This window comes from Bifidobacterium erythrocebi (assembly GCF_012932675.1).
GTDB classification, from domain to species: Bacteria; Actinomycetota; Actinomycetes; order Actinomycetales; family Bifidobacteriaceae; genus Bifidobacterium; species Bifidobacterium erythrocebi.
This window is the reverse complement of sequence record NZ_JAAIIF010000008.1, coordinates 14,047-37,035: the sequence shown is the minus strand read 5'-3', so window position 1 is coordinate 37,035 and position 22,989 is coordinate 14,047. Positions and strand designations below refer to the sequence as shown.

Below are 22,989 nucleotides of genomic sequence, written 5' to 3'. Positions count from 1 at the left end.
TAGGATGAGTATGACCGATAGCAACAGAAACCGATACACGCTCATTGACTTCAATGCATACCCAGTGAAGAACGTACTGGGCATCCTTCTGCAAGACAAAAGCACAAAGCAGAACATCATCTACGCAACTGATGCGTATGTGAGCGCCGAACCGACCGCCACGGAAACAGCACCCATACTTGCCCGGCAGATTTCAGGCGAAGCCCCCACCGTATGCATTGTGCCACGAGTACAGAAAAGCCTGGATGAACAAACAGGCCGCACCAAAGCAAAAGCCGAGGTATTCACACCATCATGGATGGTGAACCAGATGGTCAATAACCTTGATGAGGAATGGTTCGGCAGAAAGAACGTGTTCAATACGGAGCAGGAAGACCATTCGTGGATTCCCACGAAAGGGAAAATCGCGTTCCCGTCTATAAAAAAGCACGACTGGCACAACTACGTGGACAGCCGACGATTGGAAATCACCTGCGGCGAAGCACCATTCCTTGTATCGCGTTACGACGCCGCTACAGGAACAATACTGCCTATCAGCCAACGCATTGGCTTGCTCGATCGCAAGCTACGCATCGTAGATGAGCACACGGAAGATGACCTGATGTGGTGGAAATGGACATTGCGGGCATTCCAAAGCGTATACGGCTACGAATTCCAGGGCGACAGCCTGCTGATCGCACGCGCGAACCTGTTGCTTACCTTTGTGGACCATTACCGCGATAGATTCAATACCGATCCGGATAGGAAGCATCTCAAGCAGATCGCGAATGTAATCGCATGGAACCTGTGGCAGATGGACGGGCTTACCGAGACGATACCATTCTGCAAACCGCCCGAGAAAGAGGTCGGATTCGACATGCTCGACATGCTGAGCATGCTTGATGAACCAAGCTCGCCGGAAGTACCAGTATTTGTCCGGTTATACGACTGGAGAGCAAAAACTTCGTTATCATATAGCCAACTGCTGAAGGGAGCAAAACAATGAAGTTCGATTACATAATCGGCAATCCTCCATATCAGGAAATGACTGCATCTGACAGCTCAAGACTTCCTCCTATCTACAACAATTTCATGGACAGCGCTTATGAAATAGCAACAGTCGTCGAGCTAATCACCCCAGCCAGATTCTTATTTAACGCAGGATATACCCCTAAAGATTGGAATAAGAAAATGCTGAATGACAAGCATCTAAAAGTCATTCAGTACGAATCTGACAGCAAGAAAATTTTCCCCGACAATGACATTAAGGGCGGAGTTGCAGTCACCTACCGCAACTCCCAAAAAACATTAGGTCCCATCGTTATTTTCACTAAATATCCAGAACTTAACACAATTATTCATAAAATCAGCAAGACCCCCCCGATTCCTTAGTGAAGTTATCTCATCACCGTTAAGTTTCAAATTATCTAATACGTTCAAAGACGAACATCCTGAATTACCAGACAGACTTAGAAGCAGCGCATTCGCATCTCTTTCCACAATTTTTTTCGATAAAGAGCCTGATGACGACAACTCATACATTGCTATAGTCGGTTTAGAAAAAGGAAAACGAACAACTAAATATATTCGAAAAGACTATATTGAAGACACGGGAACAACCCTCAATCACTACACTCTTCTGATGGCGAAAGCAATTGGCTCCGGCGCATTCGGAGAGGCCTTATCAAAAGGACAAATAGCCCAGCCCGGCACTGGATATCTCCAAACATTTATCGGCATAGGATCATACCAAACATATGAAGAAGCTGAAAACACTGGCAAATACATTAAAACCAAATTTTGTCGCGCGCTTCTCGGAGTTTTAAAAATTACTCAAGACTGCCCAGGACCTAAATGGGCCTTCGTGCCACTTCAGGATTTCACCAACGAGTCCGACGTCGATTGGTCGAAATCCATTCCAGAAATTGACCAGCAACTGTACAAGAAATATGGCCTCGATGATGACGAAATCGAGTTCATCGAATCACACGTGAAGGAGATGAACTGATGAGCATTTCCGATATCACCGGGAAGGTCAAGAGCACACGCCCGGCACTCCCCCAGATTTACGCCTACACCACTCCGGAAATCCGTCGTCATGACGGTTGGACAAAGATCGGCTACACCGAGCAGGATGTGCATAAGCGCATCGCGCAACAAACGCATACAGCAGACGTCATCGCAAAACTCGAGTGGCATGGAAACGCCACGTATGAGGACACTGGCGAAGTGTTCCACGACACCGATTTCCACACGTATCTGCGTAATCTCGGCATCAACGATCAGCCTGGCACCGAGTGGTTTGAGATCAATCCACCGAGCGCAAAGGACAAGTTCCATGAATTCCGCGAGAATCATGGGATTCTTGAAGGTCTTGGTGCCTCCGATTATGAGCTGCGTGCAGAGCAGGAAGCTGCGGTCAGCAAGACCCTGGACTATTTCCAGTTGCATGAGCAGGGCGAGTTCCTATGGAACGCGAAGCCGCGATTCGGCAAGACCCTCGCCACCTATGACCTGTGCAAGCGTCTTCCCATAACAGGAAAGGACGGCAGAGCGAAGCGCATCCTTGTTGTAACGAACCGTCCTGCAATCGCGAATTCCTGGTACGACGACTATGTCAAGTTCGTCGGCACCGATTCCGGATGGCGGTTCATCAGCAGCGTGGACGCTTTGGCAGGCAGGCCGTACTGTATCAGCCACGACGAGTACCTACATCTTGCGAGCAAGGGCAAGCTTCCGAACTCCATCGAGTTCATCAGTCTGCAGGATCTGAAGGGCTCCATCGAATTCGGCGGCCATTACGACAAGCTGAAGTATGTAGCGGAATACGAGTATGACCTGCTCGTCATCGATGAGGCACACGAGGGTGTGGACACGTACAAAACGGATGTGGCGTTTGACCATATCAAGCGCAGGAACACTCTGCACCTGTCTGGAACGCCGTTCAAGGCCATCGCGAACGACAAGTTCCCCGAAAACGCGATCTACAACTGGACGTATGCGGATGAGCAGCAGGCCAAGAGGGATTGGAACGATCCGGAACGGCGCAGCCCGTACGAGGACCTGCCGAAACTCAATATGTTCACGTACCAAATGTCCGACATCATCGAGAGCGAGGTGGCGCAGGGCATTCAGATCGATGGCGAGCAGACCGAGTACGCATTCGACCTGAATGAATTCTTCGAGACGAAGGACGGACGGTTCGTTCACCATGACGACGTGAAGCGTTTCCTCGACGCCCTAACTACACAGAAGAAATATCCGTTCTCCACACCGGAACTGCGCGACGAGTTGCGCCACACGTTCTGGATGCTCAACCGCGTGGATTCCGCCCGCGCCCTTGCCAGAATGCTCCGACAGCATGAAGTGTTCAAGGACTACGAGATCATCCTTGCGGCCGGAGACGGCAAGATCGACGATGACGAGGAGAACGAGAAATCCTTCGACAAGGTCCGTGACGCCATTGCCAAAGCAGAAAAGGGCGGAGAAGGTGTCAAGACGAAGACCATCACCCTGTCGGTGGGTCAGCTGACCACTGGCGTGACGGTTCCCGAATGGACGGGCGTGCTCATGCTGTCGAACATGAAGAGCCCGGCACTGTACGTGCAGGCCGCGTTCCGTGCGCAGAATCCGTGCCTGTTCAACAGGAACGGCGAATACCAGCGCAAGGAGAACGCGTATGTGTTCGACTTCGATCCGGCACGTTCGCTGACCGTGTTCGAGGAATACGCGAACGACTTGTATTCCGGCACCGCGTGTGGCGGCGGCGACAGCAACTCGCGTAAACAGAACGTGCGCCGCCTGCTGAATTTCTTCCCCGTGATCGGCGAGGACGAGAACGGTGAAATGGTGGAGCTGGACGCCGAACAGGTGCTGTCCATCCCGCGCAAGATCCATTCACGCGAGGTTGTACGCCGTGGTTTCATGTGCGATTTCCTGTTCCAGAACATCAGCAACATCTTCCGTGCTCCGGCCGAGGTAATCGAGACTCTGCAGCAGCTGGAACCGTACAAGGCTCCGAAAGAAAATCTCGGGGTCAAAGCGGGGACCGCCGATGACCTCGATCTCGATGAGAACGGCGAAGTGTCCATCCCGGACGAGCAGGTCATCGGCAAGTCCAAGGACCTGTTCGGGGACAAGGTGTATGGCGATATCGATCATGAACTTAATTCCGTGATCGACTCCATCGTCTCCACGAAACCGGAGGATCCCGCTGAGAATCTCCTCGCCGACCTTCAGAAAGCCATCGGTGCCAGCGTCGCTGAACCATTGGTCGAAGCTGCCAAACAGGACTATGGTTCCGATATGAAGGCTTCCCAACAGAAAAAGGTCGAACGTAAAATCAAGGCCGATGTGAATAACCGTATCAATCGTGAGTACGGTGACTACACCATCGAGAAGAACCGTATCGAACGTGACCGCGCACAGGCACTCGAAAATGCCGAAACCCAAGCCGAGGAAGAGCAGATCAATCAGGAACATGACGAACGAATCGAAACCGCTCGTCTGGCCCTTATCGATAATCTCAAGCAGTCACGCAGCGAAATGGTCCAGTCCGCCGGCGAAACCGTGGTGCGCGAAATCGAGACCGCGAAGAAGGAAGCTCAGAAGAACAGCATCGAAGATGGTATCCGCGACCATCTGCGTGGTTTCTCCCGTACGATTCCTTCATTCCTGATGGCCTACGGAGATGAGAACACCACCCTCGAATCGTTCGACAGCATCATCCCGGGCTACGTGTTCAAGGATGTGACCAGCATCACCGTGGATCAGTTCAGGCTCCTGCGTGACGGCGGAGATGTGACGAACCGTGTGACCGGCGAGAAGGAACATTTCGACGGCCATCTGTTCGATCCGGTCGTGTTCAACGATTCCGTACTCGAGTTCATCCACCTGCGCAGTAAACTCGCCAATTATTTCGACGAGTCCCACAAGGAGGACATCTTCGACTACGTGCCACCGCAGAAGACCAACCAGATCTTCACCCCACGCAAGGTTGTGGTGGAAATGGTCGATATGCTCGAGCAGGAGAATCCCGGATGCTTCGATGACCCGACCCACACATTCGCCGACCTATACATGAAATCGGGCATGTACATCACCGAGATCATCAAGCGCCTGTACAACAGCGAGGCGATGCGCCGCTACTTCCCGGATGACCATATCCGTCTGGCGCATATTCTCGAACATCAGGTGTATGGTATCGCGCCAACCGAGATCATCTACCAGATCGCAACCCACTACATCCTCGGATCCAACAACGAATTGGGCAAAGACCTGCACACGCATTTCGCAATGGCCGACACCGCCCAGCTCGCGAAGGAAGGCAAGCTCGCCGAGTTCGTGGACAAAGCGTTTGAAGAATAACGATCTCTTCGGCAAGCCACAACGATAATGGGCTGGGAAGTGACAGAAATTTATCCGTCACTTCCCAGCCCATCACTGTTCAGTCGTCTATCTCAATCGCATGAATCGTGACTTCGCCATCTTCCGAGGATTCGGCCTTCCTGAATTCCGGACGGAGTTCCATGCCGGTCTCGTCGAACTCACCGCTCAAGTTGCGTACCAGCGTATCGGCCAATCGACCGCCCATGGGCTTGAACGTCGCATAGGTTATCGCTCCGGAAATCGCACCACCAACAACAGGCACAACCTTGGTGACGGCCTTACCGACCGACTCCTTCACTACCTGTTTGCCGACCATCGCGCCGGCTTTCTTAAGCAGCGGATACCAGACTGTTTTCGTCAAAGGCTGTTGTGTGATCTTCTTGCCCATGTTCTTGCCGACTTCTCTGGCGATTTTCCCGACCACCACCGTCGATCCTGACGCACCAAGCATCACACCCAAATATGCAAGGATGCGAACTTTGGCACCTTCGTTCAGCTCCGATTTACCAGAGAACAAATCGTCCTCGCCAAAGAGATAGGCGATTTTCTGCGCCAAGTTAATCGCGAAGCCAAAGTACTGGGCCACATCGGCGCTTCCAGCGGCAACCGCGGCGACCCCACCAGGGATTCCTGCCACAAAAGCAGCAAGAGTGGTTCGGTTCGTCGACTGCTTGATCACCCCGTCCGCTTTTCTCCGCAACGATTCCACCGTATACACGTGTTGCGGGCCATATTCCAGAATTTCGTCAAGATATTCGGAATCGGCGAATTGCTGACGCAGGAACGCATCTCTATCGACCCTGATAGCCGGAAGCTTCGTAACGCTCCCAATCATGGCTATCGCCGCATCATAAAGTTCCTCATCGTTTTTCTTGGCTATGTTCTCTCCACTCTGATAAGACGCGCTACGCTTAACGCCCATGGTATCTGCTCCTTCACTTGTTTGATGGATGACATGCGGTTATCCGCATTCACCATGGGCCATGTTTTCTTCGCGAGCGCGAGGGAGTTTCCGGAGATGCCGCCTGCGCTCAAGTCAGCAAATCAGCCAAGGCAGGTTCGGGCACTTCTCTCGCGCACTTTTGCGCATTCTCACGCATTTCCGCGCACCCAGATCTCGATTACACGCTTCGTGCTCATGCGGCATAGGTTCCAACACAATCGCCAAGGGAATCAACGATGCCCATGAGACTCCTCGGCAGCAAGACGCCCAACGAGGTGCGAAACCGGGGAATAAGCAAGCTACAATCGCGTCATCAGAAACCGAATCCCGTCGCAATCGCGTCATAATCGCGCCATCGTAATCAGAATCCCGTCATAATCGTGTCATAATCCCGCCATGAGCAGGCAGACGCCAGAAGCCGAGGCAGCCATCAGCCGGCCGGGCTTGCGCACTCTCACGCATCCAGCATCATTACATACTTTGCTACTCATGCGGCATGTCCAAACGCCAAGGGATGTACAGTTTTTTCGCATCAGCGCCCACCCAAGGCTACGTTTACGTCCTGAAATGCGGTGGGCCTCTTTCGTCTCTTACTACTATGAGCAGCAACAGCCGTCTCCAAGCCTCTTAGCAATGCTCAATTAGAGACTCTTTCTTATCAAGCTTCACACATCACATGAAGGCGGGAGCCGGCATAGCGGGCGGAGCGTAGCAGCTCGGCAAAGGCATTGCCAACTGATTGAAGCAGCTGAAGTGTTACCGTCAGAAGCTTTTTTCTCTCAAATTCGTAGCACACCGAAAGCCCCATCGTTCCTATAACACACCTCAGATAATGCGGAACATCGGCTTAGACGTGATGGAATTGACGAATAGTACACGCTGCATTTCAGCCAGTCTATCCTGCAATTCAGTGGTGATGTATTGCTTTTTCACCAAGTCTATCTCCCGACCAAAAGTCGATGCGAGATCATCGCGCAAAGCCCACTCATCAATCATTGGATCGGCCGCGTCATCAAACTGGTAGATGAAATCGATATCCGAATCCGCACGTCCCTCGCCACGAGCCATGGAACCGAATAGATACAGTTCATTGACATGATGCCTCAGCGCGATAGGACGAGCGATGTCCGCTATCTGCTGCGGTGTAGTGACCTCAGAAATTCCAATCCGAGTAGTTCGGTTTTCATCCCTCTTCATCCGCAATCATCCTCTTCGACAAGTCAACAGCGGTATTCAGTCTCTCCGCCGACTCAGCGATTCCAGCCTATCTGCTGCGCCAAGCGGAGCAGCGCCATGGATAGGATGCGAGCGCGAAGCTCGTCATAGCGGATATCGCGCGGAATCCACATCTGCTTCCCTATCTTGTATTTGTGCTTTTCCGGGTTGCTAGGCCATACCAGCATTCCCCAGCCTTGCGGCAGCCGCGCCCTCGCCTCTTGCTCGAGTTCCTGGGGAACCGCTATGCAGTGTCCGTCCACGAACGCGTCGATGGCAGACGATTTCGCAGAGTCTATGCAGTGGAGTTCTTCATGCGTCGTTCTGATGTCAACCGCATACATATGGACGTCCTGCGGGTAATCGCAATCGATGTTCGTGACCACCAGAAGGTATGCGGAGGCAGGTGGGTTTTCCGAGCGCGTCAGGTCATCGAAGGGAAAATCCGGAATCACTTGGAAAATCCGCCGTTCTGGGCCTCTATGCCACAGTACGAATGGAAAAAGACTCTGATTGTTCCGGCTGTTCTGATCATCCTGATTGAAAAAAGTCTCGATGGTCAGTCCGGCCACCATATCCGCAACAAGCTGGGACCGCTGGAAGGCATCCATCTCATCGACCTTCGGCATGTCAACGGCATTGCCTGTCCCCCGCCGCTCTGCAGTCGACTCCGAAAGCGCCCACTCGCGGTGGTAGCCCACCTCTCCCCGTGAGACGCCTCGTTTGACGGCCGCAGCCGCACGAACCATTCCTTTGATCTGACTCTTGGTCAACTGACGATCCAGCACCTGCTGCATGTACCGGGATGCTCGTTCCATATCCCCCGCGCTGAGCCGGTCAAGATCGGCCAGGATCTCGTCTCCCACAGGCAGATCCCGCATCTCTACAGGCTTGCGCTCGTGGTCTTCCTCATACTGCTCGTACTGCTCGTAGAACCGCCCTGCCTTCTTCACACGCCACAGATATTGCCGACTGCAGCCCAGGCGCGACGCCAATTCCCCGATGCATTCCGTCATGCTTGAGTACCGCGGCGCCCACATCCTCTTCTTTTCGATCTCGTTAAGCAGTTCGTAGACATCTACCCAATTGCGGGTCTTCTCCCCGGCTTTCCTGGTAAGGACATCGATCCGCTCATCCAATGCATAGGCTTTTTCCGACACACCGTCATCCTACACGACAAGAGTGTTACTCTACTTGTAGTAGAGCACGCGCGTGTGGCGCTGCTGGTCGACACACATAAAAAACCGCCACACAGAAAGAGAAAGGACCTCTACTATGACCACCACGACTTCCACTCCAACTACCACCGAGCAGACAAGCTCCACCTGCGAGCTGCTGCGAGGCTCCCACGCCTCCACCCTCGACGATTTCCTCAAACTCAACACCGATCTTCAAGGTCTTGACTTTGAAATCATGGCATGGAGCAAAAAGAACCTGCGCAAATACGGCTCGGACATCCCCCGGCTGGGAGTTTCCTACCTCTTCGGGAAAAACGGCCTGATCGCCCCCACGCTCCAGACGAACTGCTTCAGCAGGCCGTCGTTCGAATACACGCCGTATCACCTCGCACGCGGCTTCTACTCCCCCAGGCTCACCATGTACGTGCCATGCTCTTCCGACGGGGAACCCAACGGCATACCGAAATTCACGGAAGGCGCGTTCTTCACGACGCTTGATGATCTTATACGAGGCGGTAAGATGCGCAGGCTCTACGAACGCTCATCGATGAACGACACCTTCGCACTGGGCATACTCATCGAGTGCCACACCGGCCTTGTCCTGCCCTTCGCGCGAGACACACGGATGGAAGTCACCATCACTCCAGCTGATAACGGCAAATATGTCAGCTTCCGCGTGAAGAATCATCTGCTGCCGCTTGATGACACCGGTCTCTCGGAGCCGTGGTGCTGGTATCTGTACAAAGACAACCAGGAAGCCCAAGACAGCCAAAACGCCAAGGCGCGCAATAGCGTCACCGGGCAGACCGATGAGGAGATCCACGAACGCATCATGTGCAAGATGAGGGAAGTCGCGCAGGGAGCAGCCAGATATCGCGAAGCCACAAGGCAACCAATCCTCACACTGCCTTCGGCGTCCTCGCAGGAGAACGGCATTGCGCGTGACGAACTCGTCCAGCAGAGCGACGAGGCGTGCCTGTTCAGGACGCAGACACAGGCGGACACGCCCAAAGAAGATCCGCTTCCGCAGTATTTCAACGGCATCGCCTTCGATGGCGGCGTCGGCGAATGGCGTAACGAATCCGACACGGGGTGCAGGTTCGGCAACACGCATCCCTGCGAGGAAGAGCCCCGGTATTACATCGACATCCTATGCGCGGATAGCGAATGCATGGATCTACACCATGCGACATATTGCCCAAGGCACATGGAAGACATACTCAGCTACTACCTGAACATGCTGCGCCGGTGGGAATACCTGAGTAAAAAACCGAAATATCAAGCGCCGAAGTACCGGGACAGCGGTTTGGTGCCCTGTCTATGGCGCATATTCGGATGCGGCGAGATCAAGCGACCTTCGCGTTGCATGGCCGCTCCTGATTCAGCACGCCAAAGCACTGTGGAGGCGGAGCAAAACTAAGACTTTGCCAATCAACCATGGGTAAGGCGGCTTACTATTCCGTTTCACACACATCCCATTCATTCAATGCAAAATTCGGCCCTATTCCGCTTACGTGTGGCAGATTCGCCGGTTCGACGCAATATATCTCGCTTACGTGTGGCAGAACAAACACGAATCAGCGCGCGCAAACATTGGAATTTCAATGTCGACATTCGCCATACCAGGAACCGCCTGCCACACGTAAGCGAAATAGAACCGGGGCAGACCAAAAATCTGCCACACGTAAGCGAGATAGGACGTTCATGAACGACACACCCAACTCATTGAAGCCAAGGCGAAGGATACTTCGCCCCGTGGCATGTCATCTCATTCATAAATGATGCAGTCAGTATATTCCCATCGAAATCCGTGTAGATCATCGCCTGAACCATCGTGTCTTCTTCGTGCATCCGTCATGCCGCGAAAATCATGTCACGGCATGCTTGGTCGTCAATATGTATTTACCGGACAACCGGGACGAATCCTGCTTGCGCCGGCATGAATCCCAGACGATATCGGCCATTGCGGGGTCGTAAAAACGCTACTTCGCTTATTTATGGCATGCAAACGCCAAAACCCGAAGTACGGGCGTTGGAATTCCAACGCTCATACTCGCCATAATCGGCAAACGGTGCCACAAATAGGCCAACTGGCGTTTCGCAAGCACCCAAACGCCGCCCACACAGGCACCCGCGCCTATTATTGAAAGAGCATTAAGCATCACCGGCCGCACAGCGTAAGGAATCACATGCGTTATTTCATTTCGGACACGCATTTCGGGCATCCGCTGGTCACCGCATTGCGCGGATTCCTGAACAACGGCAGGCTCCGCGCCGAATACCATGGCATCTGGCAGGCACAGGGCTGTGCCGCAGCTCACGCGTGGATCAAGCAGTACGTGCAGGACAATCAGACGTCGTTCAAGGCCATCTGCGATATCGAACGCCATGAGAACGCCATCATCGGCAATATCAACGATGTCGTCGGGCGCGATGACGAACTGTGGATTCTCGGCGACCTGTCCTACCGATGCACCGTCGAGCACACGCTTGACTGTCTGCGCCGCATCAACTGCCGGCATCTGCACATGATCATCGGCAACCACGACCGCAACTTCCGGCTCCGCGACAACGACGTGCTGTATGCGGACATGTTCGAGACCATCGACGATTACCGTGAGATAGACATGGAGATGCCGCTGCTTGGCGATTCGAGCGAGTCCACGGGCCAAGCCAAACCGCAGACCGCGCTACAGACCGTTGGCATGAGCCATTTCCCACGCTTGTCATCATTGATGCAGGAGCATGACAACTGGCCTGGGAACTGGAACGAGTTCGCGGACGATGCGCCCGACTGCGAGGGCTGGCTGCTGTATGGCCACACGCACCAGGACGTTCCCGGCGGCACCGACCCGCGTTGCGTGAACATCGGTTTGGACGCGTGGGATCTCAAGCCCGTCAGCGAGCAGCGGATTCTCGAATGGTTCGCCGGCTCGGCGTCAAGGGATGCAGCGCCTCCTACGTCGATACGGCAGTAGACGCGCGTCGGCGAATTGCGGGGTATCGGCCCAAGGCATTGCAAGGATTGGATGGACAGGATGAGAGAACACGGCATGGGCACGTACATGGCATCGGGAATCTGCCTGATTGCGGCGCTGGCGAGCGCGGCGTACGGCGTGCATGTGTGGGCGGCGCATTCGGGCACGGGGTTTTGGATGATATGGCTCGCCATTGCCTGCGTGTTCGTGGCTGTAGGGCTGTCCGCCTGGTTCGGCTGGTGGAAGGCCGTGCCGAAGGCGGCGCGACGGGCGTGCGCCGTAGTGCTGTGCGCTGCTCTGATCTGTTTCGGCACGGTCGAGGGTTTCGTGATCAGCGGTATGGGTGCCGCCGGCGAGCCGGGATTGGATTATGTGATCGTGCTTGGCGCGCAGGTGCATAGGACCCGCCCAAGTCTTGTATTGAAGTACCGGCTTGATAAGGCCATCGACTATCTTGAGGCCAATCCGAAGACCGTCTGCATCGTGTCCGGCGGCAAGGGCGCGAATGAGCCGTTCCCCGAAGCGCAGGGCATGGCCGACTATCTGGAACGGCATGGCATTGCCAAGTCGCGCATTATCCGGGAGTCCAGGTCGGAGGATACCAGGCAGAACATTGCGAACAGTCGCAGGCTCATCACGAAGCATGATGCGAGCATCGGCATCATCACCAGTGATTTCCATGTGTTCCGCGCCTTGCAGATCGCACGCGACCAGGGTCTGGCGGATGCGAAGGGCATTGCCTCGGGTTCGCCCAAGGATATGCTGGCGAACAATATGCTGCGCGAGTTCTTCGCCGAGATCAAATACCTAATCAAGCGCTGACGGCGTAGCGTTTCGCACCGATCGTCTCAGTTGTCCACGTTTCCCTCATACAGGAAGCATTCCAGTGCCTCGCCATGCTCGGAGGGAAGGCTTCTGGATGCCACGCGCCGCAGCCCCTTATACTCGTAGAAACCATAATTGCACGAGGTGTCGGTGAAGAGGAAGTATTCGCGGATGCCGGATGTGCGGAATCGATCGAGCATGCGGTCAAAGAGCTGACCGCCCACCCCAAGGCCACGGGCTTCCGGTGCAACGAGGAACAAAGCGATTTCAGCCGGGTAGTCCTTGCCGGCGTCGCGTGCAAGCATTCGGTCGGTACACAGCAAAGCCAGCTGCTCGCACAAACCGTTTCTGCCAGCCCGGCTTGCCAGCATGGGCAGCCCCAGTCGTAGTTGGCGCAGCCGATGACGCAGCAGCTGCATGCGCGTCGTGCGTTTTGGATTCGACCCCAATATCATGCCGATGACATGGCCGTCACGCTCGGCCACCGCGGCATATGTGGCGCGCGACAGGCAGTCCTGTGCGTCGATGGCGGCAAGACGCCATGCGATGTTGCGGCATTGCATGTCATGTCCCACCTCCTGGTCGCCAGGAGCGTCCGCGTACCATGTCCGGCGAATCAGATCGACCATTTCCGAATAATCGGCTCGCTTCAACCGACGGATACATACCGTGCCGCCCATATGCGTTCCCTCCTGCGGTTATTTCATGAGTTCGTCGGTATCCATCACAATGGTGACGGGCCCGTCGTTGGCGATGTCCACGCGCATGTGGGCGCCGAAACGTCCCTCCTTCACGGTCAGCCCTTCCGCGCGCAGCGCTTCGTTGAAGCGTTTCCACACCTGCTTGGCATGGTCAGGAGCACCGGCCTTGACGAAGCTGGGACGGTTGCCCTTGCGCACGTCGGCGAACAGCGTGAACTGCGAAATAGAAAGAATCGAACCGCCGACGCTGCCGATGGACAGGTTCATCTTGCCGTTCTCATCCTCGAACACGCGAAGATTGGCGATCTTGTGCACGAGCCAGGCGATCTGCTCGTCGCCATCCGCGTCGCTCACGCCGACCAGCAGCACATATCCCCGACCGATGCTTTGCGGTTCGAAGGTCGGGTCCTGCTCCCCCGTCGACTCGTCAAGCACATCCACCGAACCGTGACTGACCCGCTGCAATACGATTCTCATTCGATCTCCTTCGTCCATGCCGAGCGGCTGCGTCTTCGAACATCCTACGCGCAACACGCACCTGCCTGAGGAAGCGTTCCCTGGACCGGCTGGGTCGCCGAGCGGCCATGGGCAACGGCAAGACGTGTAATAGGCATGAAGAAAGGGCTGGAATCACAAGGATTCCAGCCCTTTGCATACGCATTACGTCAGTGCGACGCCTGCATACGGTCTATGAGACTCACTTCTCGTCGGAAGAGATCTCGTCGGCCACGGCAGCGGCGGCGGAGGCAGCCTCGACGGACTCCTCTTCCTCTTCTTCAGCGGCGTTGCCCAGGAAATCGGACAGGTCGACGACTTCGCCGTCGGCGGTGAACTTCACCGCACGCATGCCGGCGAGCAGACCCTTGGAGCGGGCGACTTCCTGCACGGCGGAGCCGAGCTGGCCGTTGCGCATGATGGCCTGGATGAAGGCGTTCGGATCCATGCCGTACTGCTGGGCGATGGAGGCGAGGAAGTTGAACACGTCGGCCTGGGAGACCTGCACGTCCAGCTTCTCAGCCAGGGCGTCGAGAACCATCTGGTCACGCAGTTCCTTCTCGACGGTCTCCTCGGCTTCGGCCTTCTGCTCCTTGGTGGCCTTCTTCGGATCGGCGGCAACGTTCTTGAGCTGCTGCTCGACCATGTTGTTCTTCACGCCCTTCGGCACCGGAATCTCCAGGCCTTCCTGCAGCTTGGCGATGAAGGCATCGCGGGCTTCGGTGGCCTGACGGCCCTTGGCGTCCTGAGCGGCGGCCTTGCGGATGTCGGCCTTGAGCTCGTCCAGGGTATCGAATTCGGAGGCTTCCTGAGCGAAGTCGTCGTCGAGCTCCGGCAGTTCCTCGGCCTTGACGGAGTTGACCTTGACCTTGATCTGAGCCTTCTGGCCTTCGTGCTCGCCTGCTTCCAGGGTGCCTTCGAAGGTGGTCTCCTCGCCTGCGGACAGGCCGTCGAGAGCCTCATCCAGGCCGTCGAGCATGGTGTTGGAGCCGAGCTCGTAGCTCACGCCCTCCTGGGAGTCGACGGATTCGCCGTCGATCTCGGCGTTCAGGTCGATGTTGGCGAAGTCGCCCTTGGCAGCCGGGCGATCGACGCTCACCAGGGTGCCGAAGCGCTGGCGCAGAGCCTCGAGGCGCTTGTCGACGTCCTCATCCTTGATTTCCGGGGCGGCGATGGCGATCTCCATGCCTTCGGTCTCCGGCAGGTCGAAATCGGGGCGACGCTCGACGGTGGCGGTGAACTTCAGCTTCTTCTCGTCCTTGGCGGATTCCGGGATGTCGACGACGTCGAACTCCGGCTCGGCCATCGGGCGGATCTTCTTCTCTTCCAGAGCCTTGGAGTACAGCTGCGGGACGGCGCCATTGACGGCCTCGCCGGCGACGGCACCGAAGCCGAAACGCTGCTCAACAAGCTTGCCGGGAACGTGACCCTTACGGAAACCGGGGATGTTCACTTCCTTGGCGATGTTCTTACGGGCTTCATCCAGATACGGGTCGAACTCTTCCTGGTCGACGGTAACGGTGAGCTTCACCTTGGTGGGTTCGAGGTTACGAACGCTGATCTTCACGCTAAACGCTCCTGCAAAGTCGTGTTTGTTCTTTTTTGCCGTTAGGCACAACTCTCATACTATAGCGTGGCTTAAGGACGCTGCGATGAGTCGCACCTGCCAGTCGCGCGCGCCCTGCTTGGCGAGGAACGCCGCGACGTCACGCTGCCCGGGGTTATCGGTCCAGCACAGATTCTTGAGAACCTGCGGTTTGAGCAGCACATCGGCCGGGGTATGCGTGTCTTCGGCGATCTGGTTGAGGGCGCGTCTGGCCTTTTTCAAGGTCTCCACGCGCTTGGGGTGGCGGGTGGCCCATATGCGCATCGATTTGGGCGCGTTCGCCTCGGCACCGTCCTTGTCGTGGGCCGGGGCCGGCATGACCGGCAGCTCGTCCTCCGGAAGGGCGAGCGCGTCCTGGATCTCATGCTTCCACACGGACGGCTTGATCGCGCGCTGGATCGGCGCGTAGCGTTCGAACATCTTGTCCTGCTCGCTACCGGTCTGGATGCGTACGCGCTCGTTGAGCGAGCGGATGGCACGGAATTCGCGGGCGTTATGCGGCTTCTTCAATGCCGCTTCGATAATCGCCTGGTCGGATAGCAGCAGCGTCGGCGCGATGTCGTGCTGGCTGGCCAGCTCGTCTCGCTTGGTCCACAATGCGCGGGCCACGGCCAGGGCCCTGCGGTCGCCTTTCAGCGAGGTGATGTGGGAGATGCGCAGCCATGGCACGGGGTGCACGTGGCGGGGCTTGCCCGAGGTGCCTTCGGCGAGGATATGGCCGAACTCCTCTTCGGCCCATGCCTCCTTGCCGCTGGCCTTCAGATCGGCGCGCATCCGGTGTTCCAGTTCGATGAGCAGCTCCACATCCAGCGCGGCGTAGTTGCGCCAGTCGCGGGGCAACGGCCTGTACGACCAGTCGGCGGCGGAATGCTCCTTGGCGAGAGTGATGCCCAGGTAGTGTTCGGTGACGGCCGCCAAGCCGAATCGGCTCAGGCCCAGCATACGTGCGGCCAGTTCGGTGTCGAACAGGCGTTTGGGCGTCATGCCGATCTCGGCGAAACCGGGCAGGTCCATCATGGCGTCGTGGATGATCCAGGTGGCATCGCCCACGGCACGGTTGAACCTGTCCCAGTCGGCACCGGCGGCGTCGAGCGCGATCGGGTCGAACAGGAAGATGCCCGCGCCCTCGCGTTTGAACTGCACCAGCCAATCCTCGTGTCCGTATCGGAATCCCGAGGCTCGTTCGGCGTCTGCCGCCAGAGAGCCCGATGCGGCCGCGAGTTCGGCGCATGCATCGTTGAAGCCCTCCACGGTATCGATCACATCGGGGACTCCCCCACGTGGCTCGGATTGCAACCGTGGCTCATGCATAATTTCGCTCAACGCGTGATTCTCCTTCACCGCGAACGGTGGATTTCAGAAATTCGGCCCATGCCTCCACGCACCCGCCAGGATCGAAACCGCAAGCGGGCAGGATCGTGGGCGTGTAGGAGACACGTATCTCACAGCCTGCAAACGTATCAGCACCCTGCGAACCAAACGCCGTGTTCTGCGTGATGCTTACCGTGCCGCCGACGCTGTCCGGCACCACATCGCCCAGATACCCGCACATGTCGTCCCAGTACATGGATGGTGCGAGCCCGTCGTTTTCGTTCGATTCAAGGGGCAGCTGCGCGAAGCAGACGCATCGCCACCTGCTGTTCCATTCCTCGCGAAGATGCCGGCTGTACAGCAGCATGATCCAGCCGGACACCTGCTGGGAGGGATGATGGGAGTACGCGTCGCCGGCCTCGATGCCAAGCGCGACGCCGATGCCGTAATCGGCCAGAGTGGAGGGAACGGGGATTTCTCGGTAATGGACGCCGGGCACGGTACGCATGGTACGCACGGATTCCACAGCGCGCCAGACCTCATCCGGCACGCCTTGCGGACGAGGCGGCAGGTGCGCTTGCGAATCCTGAGCCAGCGGAGCGATCCCCTCAGGAAAAGAGAAAATCTCGGCCATGAATCTAGGCTACGCGCCGAAAGGCCCTTCGCCACGGATTGACGCGCGGTCGCGTCGATTTTTTACCGTACGGCGCCGGGCAAACGCTGACCCAGACAGCCGTATGCCGCATACCGGGGGCGTTCGGCCACACGGCATACGGCATAGAACAAAATCAAGTCATCAGTACACGACGAAGCCGTGCGCCTTGAACTGGTCGGCCACACGCTTGCGCATGGCCTCGTTCGGCCCCTTCTGGTTCTCCAGCGGGTAGTCGATGCGCAGCTCATGCCATTTCGGCCTGCCGAGCTGATGGAAAGGCAGCACGTCGATATGCTCCACCGCCTCGCCGAAGCTCTCACAGATCCTCGCCACGTTCTCGACGTTCTCCTCGCTTGAGGTGAGGCCGGGGACCAGCACGAAACGCACCCAGATCTTCTTGCCGGCCTTGGCCAGCCGCTGGCCGAAATCGATGGTCGGCTGCAATAGGCCGCCCGTCACCTTGCGGTAGGTCTCCTCGTCGCCGGATTTGACGTCCAGCAGACACAGGTCGATGTCGTCCAGCATCTCGTCCGTGTAGTTCGTGTTCAGGAAGCCGGATGTGTCGAGGCAGGTGTGCACGCCCATCTCCTTGGCCGCGTGGAATACGCGCGAGACGAACGCGGGCTGCATCATCGATTCGCCGCCGGAAAAGGTGATGCCGCCGCCGGTGGCCTTGAACAGGTCGGCGTACCGGTCGATCTTCTTGATCATCGCCTCGAGGTACACCGGCTTGCCGTCGCGCATCTTCCACGTGTCGGGGTTCTGGCAGTACTGGCAGCGCAACGGGCATCCGCTCATGAACACCGTCATGCGCGTGCCGGGGCCGTCCACGGAGGTGTTGATGTCCCATGAATGCACGAAGCCGATATCGCCGGTCTTCAACGCATGCAGTCTGTCGCGTCGGTCGAGTCCTATCGGCGACTCGAATCCGGAAAGGCCTCCCATCAGCGTCTGGGACGCGTATTCCTTCGATTCGCGAAGCATATGGCGTGTGGTACTGCGGAATTGCGAGGTTTCGGGCATCGTTGCACTCCTTGGTCATCCATGGGTGGGGTTCGTGTTCATGAACAAAGGGGCGGAACCATCCAGCTCCGCCCCTTGTCTTCGCCGCGCAGCGGCGGTATCGGCTATTCAGTCAGCCATCGGATCAGTCGACCACTGCACCCTGGTGGAAGGTACGGCTGATCACATCGAGCTGCTGCTCCTTGGTGAGCTTGACGAAGTTCACCGCGTAGCCGGAGACGCGCACGGTCAGGTGCGGGTACTTCTCCGGGTGTTCGACGGCGTCCTCAAGCTGTTCCTTGCGCAGCACGTTGATGTTGGCGTGGTACAGGCCGTGGCCGTTGCCGGCGTCCAGGATGCCCACCAGGTTGGTGATGCGCTCGTTCTCGTCGCGGCCCAGGCCATCGGGGGTGATGGTGTTGGTCAGCGAGATGCCGTCGAGCGCGTCGTTGTAGTCGATCTTGCCGACGGAGAACATGGACGGCAGCATGCCGTGGGAGTCCATGCCGTTCTCCGGGTTGGCGCCCGGAGCGTACGGGGTGCCCTTCTTGTGGCCGGACGGGAAGGCGCCGGTGGCCTTGCCGTACTCCACGTTGGAGGTGATGGTCAGGATGGACTGGGTCGGGACGGCGCCACGGTAGACGGGCAGACGCTTGACCTGGCCCATCACGGTGGAGACGACCCACTTGGCGATGTCGTCGGCGCGGTCGTCGTCGTTGCCGTAGATCGGGAACTCGCCTTCGGTGCGGTAGCCGACGATCAGATCGTCATCGGCGCCCTCGACGTACTCGTTCTCGTGGCCCGGCGTGGTCTTGGCGTCCTTGTTGTAGATCGGGTAGACCTTGGCGTACTTGCATGCGGACAGGGAGTCGGCCGCGATGGACAGGCCGGACATGCCGCAGCCGAGGGTGCGGTAGACCTCCTTGTCGTGCAGGGCCATCTCGATGGACTCGTATGCGTACTTATCGTGCATGTAATGGATGATGTTCAGCGCCATCACATAGGTCTCGGACAGCCATTCGAGGGCCTTCTCGTAGTTGGCCTTGACCTTCTCGTAGCTCAGGGTGCCGTCGGCTTCCGGCTTGATCGGGTCGATCACGCCCTTGTCGATGACCTGCATGCCGGTCATCTCGTCGCGGCCGCCGTTGATGGCGTACAGCAGGGCCTTGGCGGAGTTCACGCGAGCTGCGAAGAACTGCATCTGCTTGCCCACGCGCATCGGGGACACGCAGCAGGCGATGGCGGCGTCGTCGCCCCAGTGGCCACGAATCTCCTTATCGGACTCGTACTGGATGGCGGAGGTGTCGATGGAGATCTTGGCGCAGAAGCGCTTGTAGGCTTCCGGCAGCTTCGGATCCCAGAAGATGGTGATGTTCGGTTCGGGGCCGGGTCCAAGATGCTCGAGGGTCAGGGTGTTGAGCAGACGGAACGAGGTCTTGGTGACCAGGGTACGGCCGTCGTCGCCGAAGCCGGCGTCGGACCAGGTCGCCCAGTACGGGTCGCCGGAGAAGATGGCGTCATAGTCCTTGGTACGCAGGAAGCGCACGATGCGCAGCTTCATGACCAGGTTGTCGATGATCTCCTGCGCGCCTTCCTCGGTGAGCTTGCCGGCCTTCATGTCGCGCTCGATGTAGATGTCGAAGAAGTCGGAGACGCGGCCGAACGACATGGCGGCGCCGTCCTGGCTCTTGACGGAGGCGAGGTAGCCCATGTAGGTCCACTGCACGGCCTCCTGCGCGGTCTGCGCCGGGCGGGACAGATCCAGGCCGTACTCGTTGCCGAGGTTGATGAGCTGCTTGAGGGCCTTGATCTGCTCGTCGTGCTCCTCGCGGAAGCGGATCCAGTGCTCGATCTCCGGCTCGGTGAAGTCGTTGCGGTACGGCACGGAATCCTTGTCGCGCTGCTTGAACTTGATCAGGGCGTTGACGCCGTACAGGGCCACACGGCGGTAGTCGCCGATGATGCGGCCGCGGCCGTAGGCATCCGGCAGGCCGGTGAGGATCTTGTTGTGGCGGGCGACCTTGATCTGCTTGGTGTACACGCCGAAGACGCCGTCGTTGTGGGTCTTGCGGTACTTGGTGAAGATCTTCTTGATCTGCGGGTCGGGTTCCTTGCCGGCCTCGCGGATGGCCTGCTCGACCATGCGCCAGCCGCCGTTCGGCATCATGGCGCGCTTGCAGGGCACGTCGGTCTGCAGGCCGACGATCACGTTATCGACCTCGGGAGAATCGATGTAGCCCGCAGGGAACGCGTCGATGCCGGCCGGTGTGTGGGTGTCCACATCGTATACGCGCTGCTTGCGCTCGACGGCCAGGTAGTTGTCGTCGAGGTACTTCCACAGATGCTTGGTCTTCTCGGTGGCGTTGGCGAGGAACGTCTCATCGCCTTCGTACGGGGTGTAGTTCTTCTGGATGAAGTCGCGGACATCGATGTCCGACTGCCAGTTGCCACCCGTGAAGCCATCCCACGCCTTTGCGTTCAGTTCTTCCTGGGTAGGTGCAGATGCTTCGACTGTTGCCATATCCACTCCTTGGTGTTGCTTAGAGGCGGCACTCCTGTATGCCGCGCTACTTCCACCAGTGTAGTGGCTCGCAGCGGGCAAACCCCGAAATAGCGAAGTGAACTATCTCACATTTTGCGCCCCGCCCGCCAAATAACGCCGTTTCCAAAGCCTGCGCAACGCCTCGCGACACCCCGAATACCGACGTGCGGGGAGCCGGTTTCCCGACTCCCCGCACGATATAGGGGTTCCATATGGTTTTGGCCAAGCGCTCGAATCAGTCGGCGCCGCCGGACCAGTTGCGGTCCTGTTCCTCCCAACGACGGTTGCGCTCATGCACGATCTTCCACGCGTTCATGGCGTCCTCACGGCTCTCGTAGGGCCCCATGCGCCTGTCGATCGGTGAGAGCGGGCCGAGTTCCGGCTCGCCGGTGACCATGTTGAAATACCATTTCTTGTCGCTCATGCGTTGCTCCTGCATTACTCCCTGAACGCGCTGGTGATGGGAAGCCTGCGGTCGCGGCCGAAGGCCAGCGCGGTCACCTTCGGTCCGAGCGGGTACTGGCGGCGTTTCCATTCGGCGCGGTCCACGAGGCGCATCACCGTGTCCACGGTCGCCTCGTCGAAGCCGTCGGCCAGCAGGTCGGCGCGCCCGTGCGCCTTCTCGATGTATGCGGCGAGCACCTGGTCGAGCAGCGCGTATTCGGGCAGCGAGTCCGAATCCTTCTGGCCGGGGCGCAGCTCGGCGGACGGCGCCTTCTCGATCGAGTTGACGGGGATCATCACGCCGTCCTTCAACGGGACGCCGGCACTCCCCCGCTCGTTGCCCACGATCTTCAGCCCGCCGATGCCCATGCCTTCGGCGGCGGCCTTGTTGCGCCAGCGGGACAGTTCCCACACGCGGGTCTTGAGCAGGTCCTTGATCGGCGCATAGCCGCCCACGGCGTCGCCGTAGATGGTGGAGTAGCCGCAGGCGAGCTCGGACTTGTTGCCGGTGGCGACCGCCAGCAGGCCCTTCGCGTTGGAGTACGCCATGACGATCACGCCGCGGATGCGCGCCTGGAGGTTCTCGGCGGCCACGCCTTCGAGATGCAGCTGATGCTGGTATGCCTCGAACAGCGGCTCGATCGGCTGGATGTCGTAATGAGCGCCGAGGTTCCGCGCCAGGTCGGCGGCGTCGTCCTTGGAGCCGTCGGAGGAATACATGCTCGGCATGGAGATGCCGTGCACGTTGCTTCCGCCGCACGCGTCGGCCGCCATGGCCGCGACCAGGGCGGAGTCGATGCCGCCGGACAGGCCGAGCGTCACGCCGGTGAAGTGGTTCTTGGCCATGTAGTCCTTCAGGCCGAGCACGCAGGCGGTGTACACCTCCTCGTCCGGGTCCGGCTTGGCCGCGATGCGCCCGGCGAGCTGCTTGTCCGCCGCCGTGTTGAGGTTGATGTACGCCAGATCCTCCATGAACATCGGCGAGCGCTCGAGCAGCGTGCCGTCGGAGTCTACCACGAAGCTGCCGCCGTCGAAGACGAGGTCGTCCTGGCCGCCCACCTGATTGACGTAGATGAGCGGTGCTCCGACCTCGGCCGCGCGGCGTCGCGCCAGTGCGAGACGGGTGTCGGTCTTGCCCTCCTCGTATGGCGAGCCGTTGATGGTCAGCAGCACGTCGATGCCGCGTTCCGCGAGTTCGGCGACGGGGCCGCCGTCCTGCCAGATGTCCTCGCAGATCGCCACGCCGATCCTGACGCCGTCGACGTCGAGCACCACCGACTTGTCGCCCGGGGTGAAGATGCGGAATTCGTCGAATACGCCGTAGTTGGGCAGGAAGTGCTTGTCGTAGCCGGCCCATACCACGCCGTCGTGCAGTACGACGAGCCGGTTGAGAGGCTTGCCGTGCGCGCGGTCGGTGCCGACCGTGCCGACGACCACGAACAGGTCGCCGAGTCCGTCGGCTTCGAGTTCGGTGGCGAGCCAGTTGGCCTTGTTCCATGCGGCGGTGCGGAAGGTGGCGCGCAACGCGAGATCCTCGATGGGATAGCCGGTGAGCGTCATCTCGGGGAACGCCACCACCCTGGCATGGTTGGCGGCGGCGTTGCGCGCGTATTGGAGGACCTTTTCGGCGTTGCCGTCGAGGTCGCCGACGCAGGTGTCGATCTGTGCGAGTGCGAAGCGAATATCAGTCATGTCTGTAAGCATACGACGTGTCGTGCTACGACCGA

At 58.2% G+C, this 22,989-nt stretch carries 19 protein-coding genes; 7 read left to right on the top strand and 12 right to left on the bottom strand.

Annotated elements, in window-relative coordinates; all coding sequences use genetic code 11:
• Window positions 1-10 precede the first annotated feature (10 nt).
• From G1C98_RS03695 to G1C98_RS03685, 4 genes are all read left to right on the top strand, one after another.
• Window positions 11-985, top strand: a complete 975-nt coding sequence (locus tag G1C98_RS03695) for a restriction endonuclease subunit M (RefSeq protein WP_240944900.1) — start codon at window positions 11-13, stop codon at window positions 983-985.
• Window positions 982-1,371, top strand: coding sequence for an Eco57I restriction-modification methylase domain-containing protein (locus G1C98_RS09265; RefSeq protein ID WP_205831880.1), 390 nt, complete (start codon window positions 982-984; stop codon window positions 1,369-1,371). The genes G1C98_RS03695 and G1C98_RS09265 overlap by 4 nt, the downstream gene beginning before the upstream one ends.
• A gap of 250 nt (window positions 1,372-1,621) precedes the next feature.
• Entirely contained in the window at window positions 1,622-1,987 is a 366-nt protein-coding gene (locus tag G1C98_RS09260; protein ID WP_205831879.1) for a hypothetical protein, read from the top strand.
• Window positions 1,987-5,346 carry a DEAD/DEAH box helicase family protein gene (locus G1C98_RS03685; protein WP_169079373.1) on the top strand — a complete coding sequence of 1,120 codons (3,360 nt, stop codon included), beginning with the start codon at window positions 1,987-1,989 and terminating at the stop codon, window positions 5,344-5,346. The genes G1C98_RS09260 and G1C98_RS03685 overlap by 1 nt, the downstream gene beginning before the upstream one ends.
• Window positions 5,347-5,425: 79 nt before the next feature.
• On the opposite strand, the gene G1C98_RS03680 is transcribed toward G1C98_RS03685, so the two are convergent.
• The 3 genes from G1C98_RS03680 to G1C98_RS03670 form a co-directional block, all read right to left on the bottom strand.
• Window positions 5,426-6,289: a hypothetical protein gene (locus tag G1C98_RS03680; RefSeq protein ID WP_205831878.1), complete on the bottom strand. Its 864-nt coding sequence runs from the start codon at window positions 6,287-6,289 to the stop codon at window positions 5,426-5,428.
• Window positions 6,290-7,135: 846 nt separating this feature from the next.
• Window positions 7,136-7,507 (bottom strand): type VII toxin-antitoxin system MntA family adenylyltransferase antitoxin, encoded by a 372-nt coding sequence (gene mntA / locus G1C98_RS03675; RefSeq protein WP_169079371.1) that lies wholly within the window; start codon window positions 7,505-7,507, stop codon window positions 7,136-7,138.
• A gap of 53 nt (window positions 7,508-7,560) precedes the next feature.
• Window positions 7,561-8,685 carry a hypothetical protein gene (locus tag G1C98_RS03670; RefSeq protein ID WP_169079369.1) on the bottom strand — a complete coding sequence of 375 codons (1,125 nt, stop codon included), beginning with the start codon at window positions 8,683-8,685 and terminating at the stop codon, window positions 7,561-7,563.
• A gap of 115 nt (window positions 8,686-8,800) precedes the next feature.
• Here G1C98_RS03670 and G1C98_RS03665 point away from each other — a divergent pair, with 115 nt between their 5' ends.
• The 3 genes from G1C98_RS03665 to G1C98_RS03655 all read left to right on the top strand — a co-directional run bounded on the left by G1C98_RS03665 (window position 8,801) and on the right by G1C98_RS03655 (window position 12,503).
• Entirely contained in the window at window positions 8,801-10,123 is a 1,323-nt protein-coding gene (locus G1C98_RS03665) for a hypothetical protein (protein ID WP_169079367.1), read from the top strand.
• Window positions 10,124-10,892: 769 nt separating this feature from the next.
• Entirely contained in the window at window positions 10,893-11,681 is a 789-nt protein-coding gene (locus G1C98_RS03660; protein ID WP_240944899.1) for a hypothetical protein, read from the top strand.
• Between the two features lie 51 nt (window positions 11,682-11,732).
• Window positions 11,733-12,503: a YdcF family protein gene (locus tag G1C98_RS03655; protein WP_335341282.1), complete on the top strand. Its 771-nt coding sequence runs from the start codon at window positions 11,733-11,735 to the stop codon at window positions 12,501-12,503.
• A gap of 26 nt (window positions 12,504-12,529) precedes the next feature.
• Here G1C98_RS03655 and G1C98_RS03650 read toward each other — a convergent pair whose 3' ends face one another.
• The 9 genes from G1C98_RS03650 to G1C98_RS03610 form a co-directional block, all read right to left on the bottom strand.
• Window positions 12,530-13,186 carry a GNAT family N-acetyltransferase gene (locus G1C98_RS03650; RefSeq protein WP_169079365.1) on the bottom strand — a complete coding sequence of 219 codons (657 nt, stop codon included), beginning with the start codon at window positions 13,184-13,186 and terminating at the stop codon, window positions 12,530-12,532.
• A gap of 18 nt (window positions 13,187-13,204) precedes the next feature.
• Complete coding sequence (gene dtd, locus G1C98_RS03645; protein WP_169079363.1) at window positions 13,205-13,684, bottom strand: D-aminoacyl-tRNA deacylase; 480 nt, start codon at window positions 13,682-13,684, stop codon at window positions 13,205-13,207.
• A 220-nt stretch (window positions 13,685-13,904) separates the two neighbouring features.
• Window positions 13,905-15,269, bottom strand: coding sequence for a trigger factor (gene tig, locus G1C98_RS03640; RefSeq protein WP_169079361.1), 1,365 nt, complete (start codon window positions 15,267-15,269; stop codon window positions 13,905-13,907).
• A 54-nt stretch (window positions 15,270-15,323) separates the two neighbouring features.
• Window positions 15,324-16,631, bottom strand: a complete 1,308-nt coding sequence (locus G1C98_RS03635) for an HRDC domain-containing protein (protein ID WP_169079359.1) — start codon at window positions 16,629-16,631, stop codon at window positions 15,324-15,326.
• Window positions 16,612-17,253 (bottom strand): DUF3000 family protein, encoded by a 642-nt coding sequence (locus G1C98_RS03630; RefSeq protein WP_169079357.1) that lies wholly within the window; start codon window positions 17,251-17,253, stop codon window positions 16,612-16,614. The genes G1C98_RS03635 and G1C98_RS03630 overlap by 20 nt, the downstream gene beginning before the upstream one ends.
• A 162-nt stretch (window positions 17,254-17,415) precedes the next feature.
• Window positions 17,416-18,297, bottom strand: a complete 882-nt coding sequence (gene pflA / locus G1C98_RS03625; RefSeq protein WP_169079355.1) for a pyruvate formate-lyase-activating protein — start codon at window positions 18,295-18,297, stop codon at window positions 17,416-17,418.
• Between the two features lie 124 nt (window positions 18,298-18,421).
• A complete protein-coding gene (pflB, locus tag G1C98_RS03620) occupies window positions 18,422-20,797 on the bottom strand; it encodes a formate C-acetyltransferase (protein ID WP_169079353.1) in 2,376 nt (791 codons plus the stop codon).
• Between the two features lie 256 nt (window positions 20,798-21,053).
• Window positions 21,054-21,242: a hypothetical protein gene (locus G1C98_RS03615; RefSeq protein WP_033508195.1), complete on the bottom strand. Its 189-nt coding sequence runs from the start codon at window positions 21,240-21,242 to the stop codon at window positions 21,054-21,056.
• Window positions 21,243-21,256: 14 nt separating this feature from the next.
• On the bottom strand, window positions 21,257-22,954 hold the full coding sequence (locus tag G1C98_RS03610) for an NAD+ synthase (RefSeq protein WP_169079351.1): 1,698 nt from the start codon (window positions 22,952-22,954) through the stop codon (window positions 21,257-21,259).
• Between the last annotated feature and the right edge of the window lie 35 nt (window positions 22,955-22,989).